9 protein-coding genes, 2 tRNA genes and 2 rRNA genes are annotated in these 16,696 nt (G+C 54.4%); 5 read left to right on the top strand and 8 right to left on the bottom strand.

The genetic code is table 11. The features are described from left to right. Positions 1–47: 47 nt before the first annotated feature. From SV7mr_RS21560 to SV7mr_RS21535, 6 genes are all read right to left on the bottom strand, one after another. Positions 48–272, bottom strand: a complete 225-nt coding sequence (locus tag SV7mr_RS21560) for a hypothetical protein (protein ID WP_419187731.1) — start codon at positions 270–272, stop codon at positions 48–50. Positions 273–801: 529 nt separating this feature from the next. Beyond that, positions 802–2,217, bottom strand: coding sequence for a sialate O-acetylesterase (locus SV7mr_RS21555; RefSeq protein WP_419187730.1), 1,416 nt, complete (start codon positions 2,215–2,217; stop codon positions 802–804). A gap of 928 nt (positions 2,218–3,145) precedes the next feature. After that, positions 3,146–3,254 (bottom strand): 5S ribosomal RNA (gene rrf / locus SV7mr_RS21550). 127 nt (positions 3,255–3,381) lie between these two features. After that, positions 3,382–6,228, bottom strand: a 23S ribosomal RNA gene (locus tag SV7mr_RS21545). Between the two features lie 802 nt (positions 6,229–7,030). Beyond that, positions 7,031–7,103 (bottom strand) — tRNA-Ala (locus SV7mr_RS21540). 58 nt (positions 7,104–7,161) lie between these two features. Next, positions 7,162–7,235, bottom strand: a tRNA-Ile gene (locus SV7mr_RS21535). Positions 7,236–7,888: 653 nt separating this feature from the next. Between SV7mr_RS21535 and SV7mr_RS21530 the strand changes: the two genes are divergently transcribed. Both SV7mr_RS21530 and SV7mr_RS21525 read left to right on the top strand, forming a co-directional pair. Then, positions 7,889–9,841 (top strand): redoxin family protein, encoded by a 1,953-nt coding sequence (locus tag SV7mr_RS21530; RefSeq protein WP_145276576.1) that lies wholly within the window; start codon positions 7,889–7,891, stop codon positions 9,839–9,841. A gap of 255 nt (positions 9,842–10,096) precedes the next feature. Then, a complete protein-coding gene (locus SV7mr_RS21525) occupies positions 10,097–10,819 on the top strand; it encodes a lysophospholipid acyltransferase family protein (RefSeq protein WP_145276574.1) in 723 nt (240 codons plus the stop codon). Between the two features lie 35 nt (positions 10,820–10,854). On the opposite strand, the gene SV7mr_RS21520 is transcribed toward SV7mr_RS21525, so the two are convergent. Then, a complete protein-coding gene (locus SV7mr_RS21520) occupies positions 10,855–11,778 on the bottom strand; it encodes a TraB/GumN family protein (protein ID WP_419187729.1) in 924 nt (307 codons plus the stop codon). A gap of 454 nt (positions 11,779–12,232) precedes the next feature. Between SV7mr_RS21520 and SV7mr_RS21515 the strand changes: the two genes are divergently transcribed. The 3 genes from SV7mr_RS21515 to SV7mr_RS21505 all read left to right on the top strand — a co-directional run bounded on the left by SV7mr_RS21515 (position 12,233) and on the right by SV7mr_RS21505 (position 14,751). Next, on the top strand, positions 12,233–12,460 hold the full coding sequence (locus SV7mr_RS21515; protein ID WP_145276572.1) for a hypothetical protein: 228 nt from the start codon (positions 12,233–12,235) through the stop codon (positions 12,458–12,460). Between the two features lie 372 nt (positions 12,461–12,832). Next, complete coding sequence (locus SV7mr_RS21510) at positions 12,833–14,032, top strand: ribonuclease D (RefSeq protein ID WP_145278830.1); 1,200 nt, start codon at positions 12,833–12,835, stop codon at positions 14,030–14,032. Continuing rightward, complete coding sequence (locus SV7mr_RS21505; protein WP_145276569.1) at positions 14,029–14,751, top strand: CPBP family intramembrane glutamic endopeptidase; 723 nt, start codon at positions 14,029–14,031, stop codon at positions 14,749–14,751. Before SV7mr_RS21510 ends, SV7mr_RS21505 begins: the two co-directional genes overlap by 4 nt. Before the next feature lie 47 nt (positions 14,752–14,798). Here the strand turns inward: SV7mr_RS21505 and SV7mr_RS21500 are convergent, their stop codons facing one another. Beyond that, on the bottom strand, positions 14,799–16,268 hold the full coding sequence (locus SV7mr_RS21500) for a GTPase (RefSeq protein ID WP_145276567.1): 1,470 nt from the start codon (positions 16,266–16,268) through the stop codon (positions 14,799–14,801). Positions 16,269–16,696 lie beyond the last annotated feature (428 nt).

The following is a 16,696-nucleotide window of genomic DNA, read 5'->3' as shown; positions in this document are numbered from 1 at the left end:
TCGATGTTTCCACAATGCGAAAAAACTTCGGGCAGGATGCCTGATCTTCACGGCAGGAAGCCGCCATCCTGTACTACTCGCCGGTTAGCAAATTCCAATTCCCGTTGAACCAAGACAATTTTGTCCACCAGCCAGCCCTGGCGATAGGAAAAGTCCTCGCCGGTGTCTGGATTTTTGCCTAAGAGATAAAGGCCATCAATGGTCCGATTATAGAGGTGCACCGCTTCGACCTGATGAGGATCGAGCACCTCTGAACGAGGGTCACGACACATAAACGCAAGGTTCCTAAGGAAAAGCAGCAGGACCAAGCCACGCGTACCTGCCAGTACCATGCGTTTAATCAAAGGGCGGATCTTCACACCCTGAAAGAAGCGTTCACCTCATTAAGTACCTGTAATCCTATGCGGTCAATAGGGCACAGCCATGTTGACAAGGTAAACATCGAAAATAGTTGTTCAAAATGCTAGCAAATCACAGCTTCTCCCGCTCGGTGGAAGGGAACCTCAACATGGTCCAGAACCAGCCAGGGGGTTCTGGAAATGTCACACGCCATATGCCATGAGCTCAGGCGATCTTGGTTTCTCCGCCAGCAAGTTGAGTCGAATAAAACACAGTGCGTCTAACGCCGAGCATCTCCCTGAGTTGTTGCACCAATTAGCGTTCATCTCCATCGCAATGATCGATTGCCGAAAAGCTTAAACTGCATCGTCCAAAAACGATGCTTCAAAAAGCTACTCTTGCTTCGTGAACACGATAGACCGCCCGGGGCATGGGGAAAGACGCGGTTGTGCCAAAAAGCAATCACTGGTTCGGCTGTTTAGGAAGAAGTGCCTTGAACTGTTGTAGGAGTTGTCGTTGCTTCTTCAGCAAGTCTTGCCGCTCGTCACTTCCTTGTGGCGAAGCCAAAACCTCCGCTTTGATGGTCTGCACTTGTTTGGCCAGTTCGCGACGTCGGTTTCGATCCGCGAGTGCTTTAGTCCGCACGTCGTTATCCTGGTTGGCGGCGACCATTACATCGTTCCAGTGATCGGTGCGAAAGACGGACGCGGGAAGTTCAGCGCTATTGACTAAGTTTGCGCCCTTGGGATTGGCTGCCCAGGCATACCTGACAGCCACAGGACGGGGCACGTGTTCGCAGGAGACTAGCACTGTATTCGTTCCTGTGATCTTGGCATTTCCCCAGTGCCAAACCTTGTCATTGCCCGCAATTTCAAACCGAGAGAGTGGTTGCTCTGGGGCTCGAGTTTTCAGCCCGTCACCAACATGATCAAAGTGGATGATTGCGCTGTTGCCAGAAAACTCAATGTTCTTCAGCAGTGGACCGCTATACACCAGGGATTTGTCGTAGTCTTTGGCCAGGGCCCAAAGAGCTAAGCGTTTGCCAACATCATGCTTATTCTTGGGGTGAATGTCGTCTGCTTGGCCGACATCGTTGATGATCGCCATGCCCGTTTTCGGCGTTGTCATCAAGACTCGACGCATCCGGTCCTGAAGAAGAGGCCAAGGGTCGCTATTACCTGGCTCGGTGCTAGGCTGGCGAAAGTTTGCTAGCTGAACGAAATAAAACGAAAACTCGCTTCCCCAACGCTGACGCCAATCATTGATCATCAAAGGGAGTGTCTGATCGTAGGGGACAGCACCTGGTTTCGCATTGCCTTCTCCCTGATACCAGATGGCACCCCTGATCGTATAGCCAATGAACGGATGAATCATGGAGTTAAACAGTACACCGGGTTGACCTTCGGTATTAAGAGGTCGCTTGGGAACGGCCGGTCGACGAGGTGCACGTCCTCGTGAATCTGCAGGTTTTAGTCGCCACTTGCTCATGGCGTTTCCCCAGCTTGCCAGCCGTTTTTCAAAGCCGCTCATCGCAAGCGTCTCATCGAAATCAGCGTCCGCTTGGACGGCTGCATCCACTAGTTTTCTGGTCGCAGGTAAAGTCGTCAGCGCCTCGCGGCTTGTAAAGGTCTCCACCGGCTTCCCGCCCCAAGCGGATTTGATCACGCCGACCGGAACGCCTAGCTCTTGGTGCAGGTGCTGGGCAAAGAAAAATGCGACAGCGGAATATCGCGGAGCCGTTTCAGGGCTGCAGATGCTCCAGTCTCCATCAATGTTGTTTTGCGGTTCTACGGCCGTCACCGTATCGGCATTGAACATGCGTATCCCTGGATGATCTGCTTCTGCGATTACATCCGAATACTCACGGACACGATTCATCGTGAAAACCATGTTGGACTGGCCTGAAGCAAACCAAACTTCGCCTACCAGAACGTCCATGATTTCAATGCCAAGGTCGCCCGATTCGATCCTAAGAACCGACCCTTTTGAATCGGCTTCTCCCGTTGCAACACCGATTGCCCACTGGCCCTCCCGATTGGAGGTCGTGGTGAAGGACTGCCCTTTAAAGAACGCAGTAACTTTAGAACTCGGGGCAGCTGTTCCCCAAACTTTTGCTTCGCTGTTCCGCTGCAAGACCATGTGGTCACTGATGAAATCAGGGACCGAAAGTTCTGCTGAGACTTCCGAAGCATGAAAAACCCATAAACTGGCAAGCACCAGACAAATTGGCGCAATAATTCGTTTCGAAAACCGGAGCGAAATGACAAACGTAGGTGCAGGGAGCATGGAATTCGCTGGGGAGATGGAAGAACCGAAGAAGAAAAGATTTGAGGCCCGACCCCAATTTTACCATGCTCAACATTCCAATGTTTTGACAGAGAAGCAAACGCAAAGGATCTTCCGATGGCGAGGCCAAAACGGCTGATGAGCTTTGACTGCACTCACCCGCTGGCGGGAGAGTCGAGCGTCAGCGAGGTGAGGATGAAACGGTCGGCAACGCCAACTGTAAGCAGCCACAACAAAACCCTCCCCGGCCGGCCTTTGAAACAATCGTTGCCATCGCCTTGCAAACTTGCATGATCATCAGGGCGCCACCAGTCGCAAACCGGCCGGACTTCCCGCAAGCGGGAGGGGGTTGATGACTGGGGCGTGGCAACGCCAGATGCAAAGAAACACTCCCCGGCTGGCGCTTTCGCAGGGGGGAAGGTGTTGCTGATGGGACCCGAGGCGAAGGCTAAAACGGTTGATGCGTCTGGTGAAGCTCGGCGCATAAAAAAAGCCTCGCACTTGGCGAGGCTTTTTTAAAAAATGGCGATACCTACTTTCGCACTGGTGGGCACTATCATCGGCTCGGAAAGCTTAACTGCTGTGTTCGGGATGGGAACAGGTGGAGCCTTTCCGATATGGTCACCATAAGAACTTGGCCGCGATCTTTCGCACAGACCAAGTCCAAATTTGACTTGTTGTTTGGTAATTGGCGGTTCTTTGAATTAGCAAATAGAGATCAAGCGGTTCTAATAGAACCATGAGTGCGTGATATCGATGGCCAATCCTTCGCCCATTAGTACTGGTAAGCTTAACACGTTACCGTGCTTACACGTCCAGCCTATCAACCTGGTCGTCTTCCAGGGGGCTCTCGACTAATGTCTACGAATCCTAATCTTGGGTTGGGCTTCACGCTTAGATGCTTTCAGCGTTTATCCGTTCCGAAGTTAGCTATCCAGCCGTGCCGCTAGCGCGACAACTGGTACACCAGAGCTTCGTCCAACTAAATCCTCTCGTACTAAAGTTGAATCCCCTCAAGATTCGAACGCCCACGGCAGATAGGGACCGACCTGTCTCACGACGGTCTGAACCCAGCTCACGTACCACTTTCATTGGCGAACAGCCAAACCCTTGGGAGCTTCTACACCCCCAGGATGTGATGAGCCGACATCGAGGTGCCAAACCGCATCGCCGCTGTGGACGCTCGGATGCGATAAGCCTGTTATCCCCGGAGTACCTTTTATCTGATGAGCGATAACCCTTCCATTCGGGATTACCGGATCACTAAGACCAACTTTCGTTCCTGCTCGACTTATGGGTCTCGCAGTCAAGCACACTTCTACCTTTACGCTCTTCGCCTGATTGCCGACCAGGCTGAGTGTACCTTTGTACTCCTCCGTTACTCTTTGGGAGGAGACCGCCCCAGTCAAACTGCCCGACTGACACTGTCCTTTGCTCGGATTCACGAGATCAAAGTTAGAATTAAAATATGACCAGGCTGGTATTTCAACAACGGCTCCTTCGACACTAGCGTGCCGAGCTCAAAGCCTCCCAGCTATCCTACACAAGACATATCTCAACCCAATATCAGCCTACAGTAAAGGTTCACGGGGTCTTTCCGTCTAACCGCGGGTACGTGGCATCTTCACCACGACTACAATTTCACCGGGTCGGTGGTTGAGACAGTGCTGAATTCGTTACGCCTTTCATGCAGGTCGGAACTTACCCGACAAGGAACTTCGCTACCTTAGGACCCTCATAGTTAGGGCCGCCGTTTATTGGGGCTTCGGTCGCTTGCTTCGCTAATGCTAACAATCTTCCTTAACCTACCAACACCGGGCAGGCGTCAGTCTCTATACATCCACTTGCGTGTTAGCAGAGACCTGTGTTTTTGATAAACAGTCGATACAGCCGATTTTCTGTGGCCCACTTGCGTGGGCGCCCCTTATCGCGAACTTACGGAGCCATTTTGCAGAGTTCCTTAACCACCGTTCTCCCGAGCGCCTTAGAATACTCATCTCGCCTACCTGTGTCAGTTTTAGTACGGTCAAGTGTGCTTCAACACTTAGAAGCTTTTCTTGGACGTCCTTCCAACATCATCCAGAACTTGAATGCTGTTAGCTCGGGTCCTTGATCCTATTGAGGCGGATTTACCAATCCTCCAATCTTAGACCCGAGCAACGGACAATCTATTAGTCCGCATGCTTTTCGGACGCCGTCCCTCCATCGCTCCACACACTTGGCGCAGGAATGTTGACCTGCTATCCATCGTCTACGCCTTTCGGCCTCGACTAAGGTACCGGCTAACCCTGGGCGGAATTACCTTCCCCAGGAAACCTTAGGCTTTCGGCGAACAGGATTCTCACCTGTTTTATCGTTACTCATTCCGGCATAATCACTCGAAGACCCCGACACCACTCGTTTCCGTATGGCTTGTATCTGGTCTTCGACGCTCTCCTACCACTGAAGATAAATCTTCAATCCGCTGCTTCGGTGGAATACTTACTCCCGTTCATTATCGGCGCAGAAATGCTCGACTGGTAAGCTGTTACGCACTTTTTAAATGGTGGCTGCTTCTAAGCCAACATCCCAGCTGTCACGGCACTTCAACTTCCTTAGTGACTGAGTATTCCTTAGGGACCTTAGCAGGCGATCTGGGTTGTTTCCCTCTCGACCCTGGAGCTTATCCCCCAGGGACTGACTGCCGAGATAGTTTTACCGGTATTCGGAGTTTGGTTCGGTGAGGTACCCCGGGAAGGGCCCCCATCCGATTCAGTCTCTCTACCCCCGGTAAATAGTGGCTCGACGCTATCCCTCAAGATATTTCGGAGAGAACGAGCTATCTGCTGGTTTGATTACACTTTCAGTCCTCCCCACAGGTCATCCCCTCAGTTTTCAACCTAAGTGGGTTCGGTCCTCCACGCAGTTTAACCCGCGCTTCAACCTGCCCATGGGTAGATCACACAGCTTTCGCGTCTGCAGCATACGACAATTTCGCCCTATTCAGACTCGGTTTCCCTTGGGCTTCGCTCCGGAGGAGCTTAACCAAGCCGCATACCACAACTCGCCGGATCATTATGCAAAAGGCACGCCGTCACCCGTTCAAATCGGGCTCCGACCGCTTGTAGGCGCATGGTTTCAGGTTCACTGTCCTCCCCTAAACGGGGTTCTTCTCACCATTCACTCACGCTACTGGTTAGCTATCGGTCATTAAGGAGTATTTAGCCTTGCGGGATGGTCCCCGCGGGTTCAATCCAGGTTTCACGTGACTGGACCTACTCAGGTGCTCCTACGGTGTGTGTATGCTTTCGTGTACGGGACTGTCACCCTCTGTGGCCGACCGTTCCAAGTCGTTCCACTAACAACACACAATCCGATATTGGAGTCCTACAACCCCGAGAGGGAAACCCTCTCGGTTTGGGCTCTTCCGATTTCGCTCGCCGCTACTGACGGAATCGATTTTTCTTTCTCTTCCACTGGTTACTTAGATGTTTCAGTTCACCAGGTTTTACCGGGAATCTTGGGATCACGACTTGTTTATCAATTCCCCCAAGCATTTCGCAGATTTCCACGCCCTTTCTCTTAATGCCAAGGCATCCCCCATGCGCCCTTGGTAGATTGGCCAACGATATCTCGAACTCACTGTCCAGAGCTGCTACCGAGTAAACTCAGTCACCGCCCTGCCCTGTGGCCCTTGATGTCATCGATTCAATTACCGTAACGATATCACATGGTCGAGTCACTGCCGTGACTCAATCATTACACAGAATCCTATCAGATTCGCTTACTTCTCTATTCTAAATGCCAACGTGAACTCAAAGCTCAGCGGTTAAGTGGCCGCTTCGTTTCAGGCTCGACTTTCCGAAGAAAGCTTGTTGGCACGCTATTTTAAGAACTTTGTAGTCAATCATTTGCCTTCACAGCAAGCAACCGAAGTCACTAGCTGATCAGCAAATCTATTGATTACTGATGCCAATTACCAAACAACCAAATTGTCAAAGATCGGGGGTGCTGTCAACGACAGCCGAGCTTCGCAAAGCGTTGCGAAAGTCGGTTACCGTTGACGGGAGCGGGAAGATAGTGGTCGTCGCTGTTTGCGTCAACCGTTCTTCTCAAGAAAACCATGAAATCTTAGTATCGTGGTTTTCACCGCAGTGAGCCGAGTTGGAGCTGCTTTTAAACAACGCGGCATTTGGTCGTTCAGACCGCAGTGCTGTTGCTTTATTTGCAGGTAAAACCTGGCTCGCCTCCACGAGAGAGGCTGGCGTGACAATGAGTCTCTTGCTCGATCGCCGCAGCATTCACTGCGATGAAGGAATAAAGGTTGTGTCACGACCGGCTGCACAAGGATCCGCAGGTACCATGGTGACGCACGTGTGCGTCTCGCAGGCTGCGGTTGCCATCACCGGATTTTCGATTGCCGAAGTGGAGGTAGACGGACTTGAACCGACGACCTCCTGCGTGCAAAGCAGGCGCTCTCCCAACTGAGCTATACCCCCTTCGGTTTGCGTTGTGTTTGCTAAGCCTAGTCCGACTGAGCAATCTTTGCAACGCGAGTGGGCGTGCCAGAACTCGAATCTGGGACCTCATCCTTATCAGGGATGCGCTCTAACCAACTGAGCTACACGCCCGCGTTTGAACCTTGCGTCGAAAGGAACCTGAGTTCGTTTCTTGGCAACGATCAGTTTATCGCGGGATCTCTTCGCGGCAAGCCGCAATGAGTTATTTGCGATTGCATCTCGGAAGTGTCGGACGCGTTTAATGACGTTTCCGGGTAACTGACCTCGATGCGTGGCGGGGAAGTTTACGCAAACGTGTTCGACTGTCAAAGCCAACTTGGCATTCTTCTGATAAAAAATCTCTGGCGGCCTGGCTGGCGACCGGCAAGACTGTTCAAACCAATGCGGTTTACCTGCGTTTTCTCAAGTTCTGTTCGCGTTTGGCAAAGCATTGGAGGCGTTTGGATGTGGCCAGGTTCGCGGCTTTTGTGTGCTTGCGAGGTGGTTTGCGCTGATCGTTGGCTTGGCTGCAACTGGCTTTTCAGTCCGAGAGGCAGTCGTTCGATTCGTTCCGTTGCAGAGAATTTGTGCAATTCGACATTCCGTTGGAGCAATGATTTCGGCCACAATGCGAATTCATCTGCTGCACCTGTGTTCCAAGCACGTTGTGGCAACAGCTCTGGGCTGTGTGACGCTTCGTGGTTTGCTCTGCAATTCAACGAGACAGCGGCCACTGAACTGCGAACGGATTTCTCTTGGCTTTCTCAATTTGGACCTGTTGGAAAATGAAGGATCGACAGAATCGTTTGAATCAATCTGCCGTCATCAAAGCGGTTGGTGGTGGATTTTGGAAAGTGCACCGTGTTGCCAAGTTGGTCGCCGGTCTGGGCGCGATTGCGTTGGGCACTTCGGCGATGGCAGCCAATCCCACGGCAAAGCAAGCCTTGGGGCTCAAGCCAGTTCAGCCCGGCGTGCAATATGCCATCGTTGCGGCAGACGAAGTCGAACAGTGCCAAGTGGTAGACGTCAGCGAGGAAGGCGCCAAAGGCTGGCTGGTGATTGGGCCAGACGGCAATCGACTGCGGCGTTTCCTTGACACCAATAATGACCAACGAATCGACCGCTGGTCGTACTTTCAGTACGGTGTCGAAGTCTATCGGGATGTCGATTCAAATTACGACGAGAAGGCGGATCGCTACTGCTGGATGGGCAGCCAGGGGATTCGCGTCGGCATTGATACCGACCAGAACGGCAAGATTGATCGCTGGGAACGCATCTCCGCGGAGGAGGTGTCCGCCGAAGTGGTGGGTGCACTGGCGGCCAATGATTCCAGTCGTTTCATGCGTCTGCTGATCACAGCCGATGAGCTCAAAAGGCTGGGTTTAGGCAAAGAGCATGCAGAAAAGGTTGCCCAAAGCGTCCAGCAAGCACGCACTGGTTTTGCCGGTTTGGCTTCCGGAGCAGGTAAGTTGCAGCCGAATGCCAAGTGGTTGCAGTTCGCAGCCCCCTCTCCAGGCGTCATTCCTGCCGGTGAAGGCGGAGCGACGAGCGATGTCATCGTTTACGAGAACGTGATCGCCATGCTTGAGGAACAGGGACAGAGCAAAGAGTTGCTTGTCGGCACCATGGTGCGAGTGAACGACACGTGGAAACTGATCGGGCTGCCCGCAGTAGGCAACGGCGAACAGCTTGCCAATGCCTCAGCCGGCATGTTCTTTTCAGCCAGTGCGGCCTCGCTGCCCACGCCCAGTGGTGCGGCAGACGGGTTGCAGGAGGCGGTCGAGCAGCTGGAGGAATTGGATCAAAAAATGGCCACTGCTCCAGCGGCGCAGAAGGCCGAGTTGCATGCCGAGCGAGCGAAGCTCGTGGCATCCTTGGTTCGGCAATCTGCCAACGAACAGGATCGCGAATCATGGACTCGTCAGCTAGTCGATACGTTGAGTGTGGCCATCCAGAGTGGCGAATATCCCGGCGGCCTCAAGCAGCTACAGGCGGTCGCTAAGCAGATTGATGCGGACGGTCGTCCCACCATGGCGGCCTATGCACAGTACCAAGCGATTCAGTCTGAATATGCGACTCGCCCCGCTGCGGAAGAGAACTTTGCCGAGGGGCAGAAGTGGCTGACCGACACGCTGACGGCATTCGTCAAGCAGTATCCAAAGTCTCAGTACGCCGCCCAGGCGATGATGCAGTTGGCACTTAATAAAGAGTTTCAAGGCAGTGAAAAAGATGCGGTCGCACTGTACCGGCAAGTCGCCACTGGGTTCCCGAACATCGATGCAGGGCGCAAAGCCAAGGGAGCCATTTATCGGATGGAGTCGGTGGGGCGTCAAGTTGAATTGGCTGGTACGACCATTGATGGCAAGTCGTTCAAGCTTTCAGCACTGCGTGGTCGTCCCGTCGTCTTGCATTACTGGGCGACATGGTGCGACCAATGCCTGCACGACGTGAAGTTGCTGGATCGATTGAAAGCTCGTTATAAGAATGCGGGTTTGACCATCATCGGGGTCAACGTTGATTCGAATCGCGCTGATGCGCAGGCTTACTTGAAGGCCAATCCGGTGCCATGGCCTCAGTTGTATGCCGAGGGTGGTCTGGAAGGTAGCCCGCTGTCGCAGGCGTTCGGTGTGCAAACGTTGCCCAATATGTTACTGATCGACGCCAAGGGCGTGTTGGTCGGGCATGGTATTCGAGCCTCGGCACTGGATGGCGCAATCGACGGCGCCACCCGCAAGTAACAAGCCTCAGTCGGCTGGCCGTTATCGATGCTGTTGCTTGGTTCGGTGTGCTTGAAGTGCAGCAGCCTGCCGGAAACTGGAGCCACTGATGGGCCCTGATGGTCGGCGCGCCAGTTTCTGTCTTGCGTTCATTGATCGTTGGCCTTATCAAAGTAATCACGTCGCTCGTTGATGTCGCAACGGGCCAGCGAAAGACCGTCCAGCCAAAGCGAAGTCGCCAGCAGCTGTTTTTATTTAAGGATGATTGACTGAAACATGCATGGATTCTTTAGCCGATTGTTGAGCGCCGCGCTCATTCTGCATGTCAAAATCTTGTATTTAACGTGTCGTTACGAGGCGATCAATGATCCACGTCAAGCATTGCGAGAGGCTGGAGAGAGCTTCATCGTCGCTAGCTTGCATGCACATCAGTTGTCGATCCTGAACTTCAGGGACAAGAACGTTGGAGCCTTGGTCTCGCGTAGCAGGGATGGTAATTACATCGCAGCGCTACTGGAATCCATTGGCGTTGTGCCCATTCGAGGCAGTCGTGGTGCCACGCACAAAGGCGGTGCGACGGCCCTGATGCAATTGATCAAACACGTGAAACAAGGCGATCCAGCAATCATCGCCGTTGATGGGCCCAAGGGGCCACGCGGTCACGTCCAGCCCGGTATCAGTGTGTTGGCCAGGAAAACCGAAACGCCCGTTTTCGTGGTGCTGCCGGTCCCCAGTCGCCGCCTGATCATCAAGCGAGCGTGGGATCGCTTGCAGATTCCCTTGTGGTTTGCCCGAGTTCGCTGTGTCTGCAGCGATCCGATTTACCTGCAGCCCGGCGAGTCGGATGAAGACTTCCGAGCCAGGATTGAAGACGTGCTGCGTTCGTTAGAAGAGCAATGTGATCCCGTTGAAGCAGCGAGTTGGGGAAAGACCAAGTCGCCGCGGAAGCAATCAGCCTGGAAAAAGGCAGTTCGTAAGCGGCGTCGTCAAGCCGCCTAGCACGAGCGCTGTTGGCCGGCGAATCCGCGTGAGTCTTAGTCCTCTGGATTCAGGTCCCATGCATCAAGCCAGATGGTCTTGGTAGGCTGCATTTGGAAGTCTTTCTTCAAGCGATCGGCCATGTCAGCAAGGTGGCCAGCGCCGTAGAAAACGGCAACGTTTTTCTTGCCAGCAGCCAGTTCTTCGCTCAGGATTTCAAAGGCTTTGCGATTGCGGCCTTTGATCAATGTGTCCTCGCCATTTTCATCGCTCATTCCAGCGGTCATCGCTTCCATGTCCAGCAACTGTTTGGCCATCGCGTTTTTCATCGCATGGGGTCGATCGTTGCTGGTCATCGCCAGCAAAATGCCCAGGTCGCCGCCGGTGCGCGACTGGGCTGCGATGCTGGCACCAAGCATGCGGCCAAGCATTTTGCCTAGCGAATCGCCGCGACGCTTGAGGTCGTTTGCGAATTCCGTTGGGCTCATGTCGGCGTGGCGGAAGTTTTTGGCCATGTAGTCGATCTGCTCCAGTTGGTATTCCAATTCCAACATGTCTTTCATGCCCGTTTGCACGGATGCCAGCACCGATCGACGCGCTTGCAGATCTTTCGGGCGAATCCGTGTCCCATCGGGTGCCACCAGTTCATAGAGCACGGTGTCGTACTTGGACAAGCGTTTGTCGAGCTTGTCGTAGTACGCTTTTTCGCCAATGTGGACGACGCCGACGAGGTCAACGGTGAACCCTGCGTATTTGGATTCCGCGTTACCAACAAACCGAACAATCGCCGTTTGCAGCGCTTGATTGACGCCCTGTGCGTTGGTTTTGATTCGAGTGTACTGGTCGTGCTTGGAAGCTTTGCCTTGGGCTTTCTTTTTCTTGCCTGGCTTGGCTTTGCGGTTCTTGGATGGCTCGGTGGCGGGGGCTTGTGCTTGGGCAGATTCTTTGGCCGCGGTGTCTGTTTCTTGAGCCTGGGCCACTTGGCGATCAGGTGGGATTAACAGTGCAACCGCTAGCACTAGAGCTATGCGGAAAGCACAGCAGAGAACATGCTTGAGAATTCCTTGGCTGATTACTGCAAGTCCAAGCATAAGATGACCTGAAAGGTTTAGGAGGTGTTGGTTGGCAGGCGAGAATTCGAGTTGTTGAATTCCGGTGTACGTGTTTTGTCTTCCACTGGCGCGACGTGATTTCCAGTCAGCGCCAGTTGTAGGATGAAGGTCGATGTTCGGGAATGTATCGAACGCAGCGATTGTTGCCGTTAACCGTCCTGCTTCTTTGCAGTGTACCGCATACATCCGCCCGGCGTTGTGTTATTGTACGGACTATACAATCATCGTGGACGCCGACGCTGATAAGCGGTCGCCAAAGGCTTGCGACGGTTGGTTTCCTTTACGATTATCTAAGTCTGCAGTCAAAACGACGGGTTTTACCATGGAGTTTATCGAGCTATCCGGAAAGACGCTGCTGGACGTCGTCAATGAAGGTGAGATTGACGTGAAGGAGCTGCGTGATTCAGGGTTGACGGGCGATTCGATTGTTCGCATCAACAAGTTTGGTGAGATTGAACTGCGCCAGCGACAAGGTTGGGAAATGGTCGGTGGATTGCTGGGGCACTTCGAAGACCGTTTGCAACGGATGACCGGACTTGATTGGGCCTAAGGCCGGCTCGTTTAGATCGTCTCATGCAGGCCGGCTTGTCTTCCCGGTGAATTGAGTCGGCTTCAGGAACGCTTTGATCCCTTTGAGGCGTCACCGGGATCGTTCACGCTAAGCTCTGGCAGGCGGAATCTGCTCTGCATCGCACTGCAGGCATCTGCCGCGGATAGCAGAGACTGGCTTTTCACGCTACAGTAGGGAGCGGCCTAGCTCGGTCGCCCGTCTAGTTGAGGCACTTGTCTCGCCGAATCACCTGGCACTGAGCGATTTGGCACTGAGCGATTTGGCACTGAGCGATTGAATGGCCAATTGGCTCCATACTGTATCCATTCTCGAAGTCTTTTTCCGACCCCGTTTAATCCCAACAAGATTCCCTTGGATTACGAATCGATTCAAACCGACCAGGAGCTGGCTGATCTTTGCGATCGCATCGCCGACGCTCCGGCGATTGCCTTTGACACCGAGTTTGTTTCGGAGGATCGCTATCGACCGGAACTGTGTCTGATTCAAGTCGCTGCCGGAGATGTGCTGGCGGTGATCGATCCCTACGGAGTGAGCTCAACGTTGCCGTTCTGGGATCTGTTGGTCGATCCACAGCGGACCGTGATCGCTCATGCGGCGCGCGAAGAGACGCGGTTCTGTTACCGATACACCAATCAGCCGATCGCAGGATTGTTTGACACTCAACTGGCAGCTGGGTTTGTCGGTTTGGAGTACCCGCTATCCCTGGGCAACTTAGTCAGTCGGCTGTTGGGCAAGAACTTGGCGAAGGGTGAGAGCCGTACGAACTGGCGTCATCGCCCTCTGTCCAGTGAGCAGCTGAGTTACGCGATCCAAGACGTCACCGACCTGCAAGAGATGCACCAGCAGCTGCTGGAGATGGTCGAAAAGTGGGGGCGAACCGACTGGTTGGAACAGGAAACCATCGCCCGTCAAGAAAAGGTCCTGAAGCACGAATCCACCGAGAACTGGCGCCGCGTGAGTGGTTGCAGCGGATTAGCTGCCCGGCAGATGGAAATCGTTCGCCACCTCTGGCGTTGGCGCGATCGCCGCGCTGAACAACTCGATCGGCCAGCCAAACGCGTGATGCGCGATGACTTGATTGTCGAACTGGCACGTCGCGGGACAAGTAACCTGAAGCGGATTCGCAGCGTGCGCGGGATGGAGTGGCGAGGTTATGTTGATCTGCACGAGGAGATCGCTGCCGCCATTCAGGCCGCGCTTGAGGTTCCTGATGATCAGTTGCCACGACGGGCGCGACAGAATCGAACCTCGATTTCGCCGATGCTCAGTCAGTTTCTGGCCACCAGCATGGCCTGCATCAGTCGTCAGAATAAACTCGCGCCATCGATTGTCGGCAACGCCGATGATGTCAAAGATGTCTTAGCCTATGAGTTGAATTCAAAACCCACCGAGGAGTTGCCCGCCCTGATGCAGGGTTGGCGTGGTGAGATCATTGGGAAAACCTTTCGGCGTTTACTAAGCGGTGACGCTGCCATTCGCGTGGCCAATGTTCGCAAAGAGCAACCGTTGGAATTCATTGATTTGGACGACGATCCCCAGGTAGGTCAGTGAGCCAACAAGACGACTTGGACCGCCCGGATGAAACGTCTGAGCCATCTCAGGACGTCGAGATGTTCCTGTATGCCTGCTTGTTTGAACTGGGTATCGGTGTCCTGGGAATGTTGGTCGGCTGGTTGATCGGTGTGGATGTTCGCGCCTATCTGCCTCGCCTTGATAGTCTGGAAGTTGCCGTTTTGGCAAAGCAGATCGCAGTCGGCGTTGTCGCGGCCATTCCCATGTTACTGATGGTTCGCATGGTCATGATGGTCGATCATCCAGCCATCTCCGAAATCAAGAACGTCGGCGAAAGCTCAATGATGGCCGGGCTCTTGAAATTAACCGGCCCGGAATTGCTGGTTATCAGCCTGTGTGCCGGTGTGGGAGAGGAACTGGCGTTTCGAGGTTGCTTGCTGCCAGCCTTCATCCAGTTGACGGATTACTTGGTAGGCAGTCAGACGCCGTATCAAGTCGGTGGAGGATTTGCAGGTGCGTCCCCGTTTGCGGTCGGGCTGGCGGTGGCTGTCTCTTCATTGGCCTTTGGTGCTGTCCATGCGATCACACGACTGTATGCGGTCATGGCGACTTTGATGGGCGTCGTGTTTGGGCTGCTGATGGTCTTTTCTGATAGCCTGATCGTTCCGATCGTCGCCCACGCTGTCTTCGACGCAGTCCAGTTTCTACAGGCACGACGCGAACTAAAAGCCGAAGACGGGCAAGCCGCCAGCGAGTAAATAGCCAGCCAGTCAATAACCCGCCAAGTGCCACCGAGCGGGCGCCCTCAAAGTGCCTGCAACAGGGTTCGCAGTGCATTGGCGTCGGTGCACTCAGCGATCTGAGCTAAGGCAGCCTGCTGACGTTGGCAGACGGGAACGGGACCAACCGCGGTCGCCTGCCCGCTGTCATTTGAGGCACTGGCGTCTTGGGCTGCTTCCAGCGAAGTGTAGAGCGGTTCGGTCAGCAAGCGGATGAGCTGAGACATGAAGTGTTCGATGCCCGAGGGGGTGGTCGCACTGGTTTCAATCCAGTGATCTAAAAGTGCAACGGTTCCAGGCAGTTCTGGCAGCATGTCCGGTGCACCCGCCAGGTCGCACTTGTTCCAGACCCACAGCACGCGGTGTGCGGCCTGGGGATCGTGTTCATTGCTGGTCTGGCCAAGCAATTCGACGATGTGTGAATCCAGGGTCGCCGGTTGCCGGGCTGCGGTCGGATGGGTCTCCCGCGCCGTGTCTGCTTGCAATACCAGGGCCACGGCATCGGCCGTTTTGACCGCTTCGATCGCGGATTCAATGCCCTGGCGTTCAATGGGTTGGTCGCTGTGATGCAGGCCGGCAGTGTCGAGGAGTCGCATCGGCCAGCCTTGGTAAACCGTTTGTGCTTCCAAGACATCGCGCGTGGTGCCTGGCAAGTCCATGGTGATGCTGCGATCGTAACCCACCATCGCGTTGAGCAAGCTGCTTTTGCCAACGTTTGGCGGGCCGGCCAGGACAAGGTTCCATGGCTGGTCGAGTCGCAGGCCGACGGCGCCACGCTTGGTCAGGCGTTTCGCCTGCGCGGTGATCAAAGAAAACGCACGTTCATCGGCAGCGAGTTGTCCAAGTGCGTTGGTGCGCCATGCCGCCAACGCGCCACGGGTTTGTTCCAAGGCGATTGCAGCTGTCTGAGCGGTGGGGCAGCGCAGCAGCATTTCGCTGGCTTCGTCGATCAAGCGTTGGTCATTGTTTTGATGGCGTGCCCGGCCCAATGGAGAGGGGAGACCTTCAGTGGGGTGTGGCAAGCGATTGACAGCACCCAATGCGATCAGGTCTTCAACGATTCGTTCCGCCGCAGCCTGCCCGCCATGGCAGTGGATTTCAAAGTCCAGTTGTTCAGGCTTGCCATCCGCTGGCGCTACCTGCGTCCCGGCGGCCTGGGGCCGGTTCCAGGAGAACGCTGTTTCGCCGGTTTGACGGGGCACGACGACGATTGATTCGCCAGCGTTTGATTCAACGGCGTTGGATTCCACCACACGGTGTTCGGTGGCACTGGATGGGCTGGATTCGCTGCTGCTCTGGTCGTCTGCGCTCAAGCCTGCGGGGTTCCATTGTCCGTAGCGGACTTGGCCTGCCGCCAGCGGTTTGTGGTGATTGGGCCGAAAGCAATGCTGCAAGAACTCTGCAGCTTGGGGGCCCGTGACGGCAACGACAGCGATTGCCGATCGTCCGACTCCGGTCAGCAGGACACACTCGGTGGCGTTGTGGCGTTGGTTCATGAGCGTTGTCTTTGGCTGGCCCCGGTCTTCTTGGCCTCGGTCTTCTTCAGCAGCATCGCAAGCACGGTTAGCGGATGAATCGTTCGGCACAGCAGGCGTTCACATGGATAGATGGATCAGTGATCGGTGGTGGTCGATCAAGCCGAACGTGTTGTCCCTGCGAAAGCTTCACGCAGGCAAGCAAAACATGTTGTATTGTTGACCTAAACACATTGGAATCGCAAACGCAAAACGTTGCAATGGAAGTGCAACATGGATTAGATTAGCGACACGCGTGCAGCGTGGCATGGTTAACATCGGCTGCCGTGCGTCCAGCCACGGCATGGCAATTGCGTTTGGCGGACGGCTGCGGCATTGCCACCTTAAATCGCGTGTCTTCTTAGAAGTGGTATTCGCTTCTGCGTGAGATTGGCCAGCCGTCTTCATTC

It is taken from the genome of Stieleria bergensis (genome assembly GCA_007745635.1).
Classification (GTDB): domain Bacteria; phylum Planctomycetota; class Planctomycetia; order Pirellulales; family Pirellulaceae; genus Stieleria; species Stieleria bergensis.
This window is presented reverse-complemented; position numbering and strand designations above follow the sequence as displayed.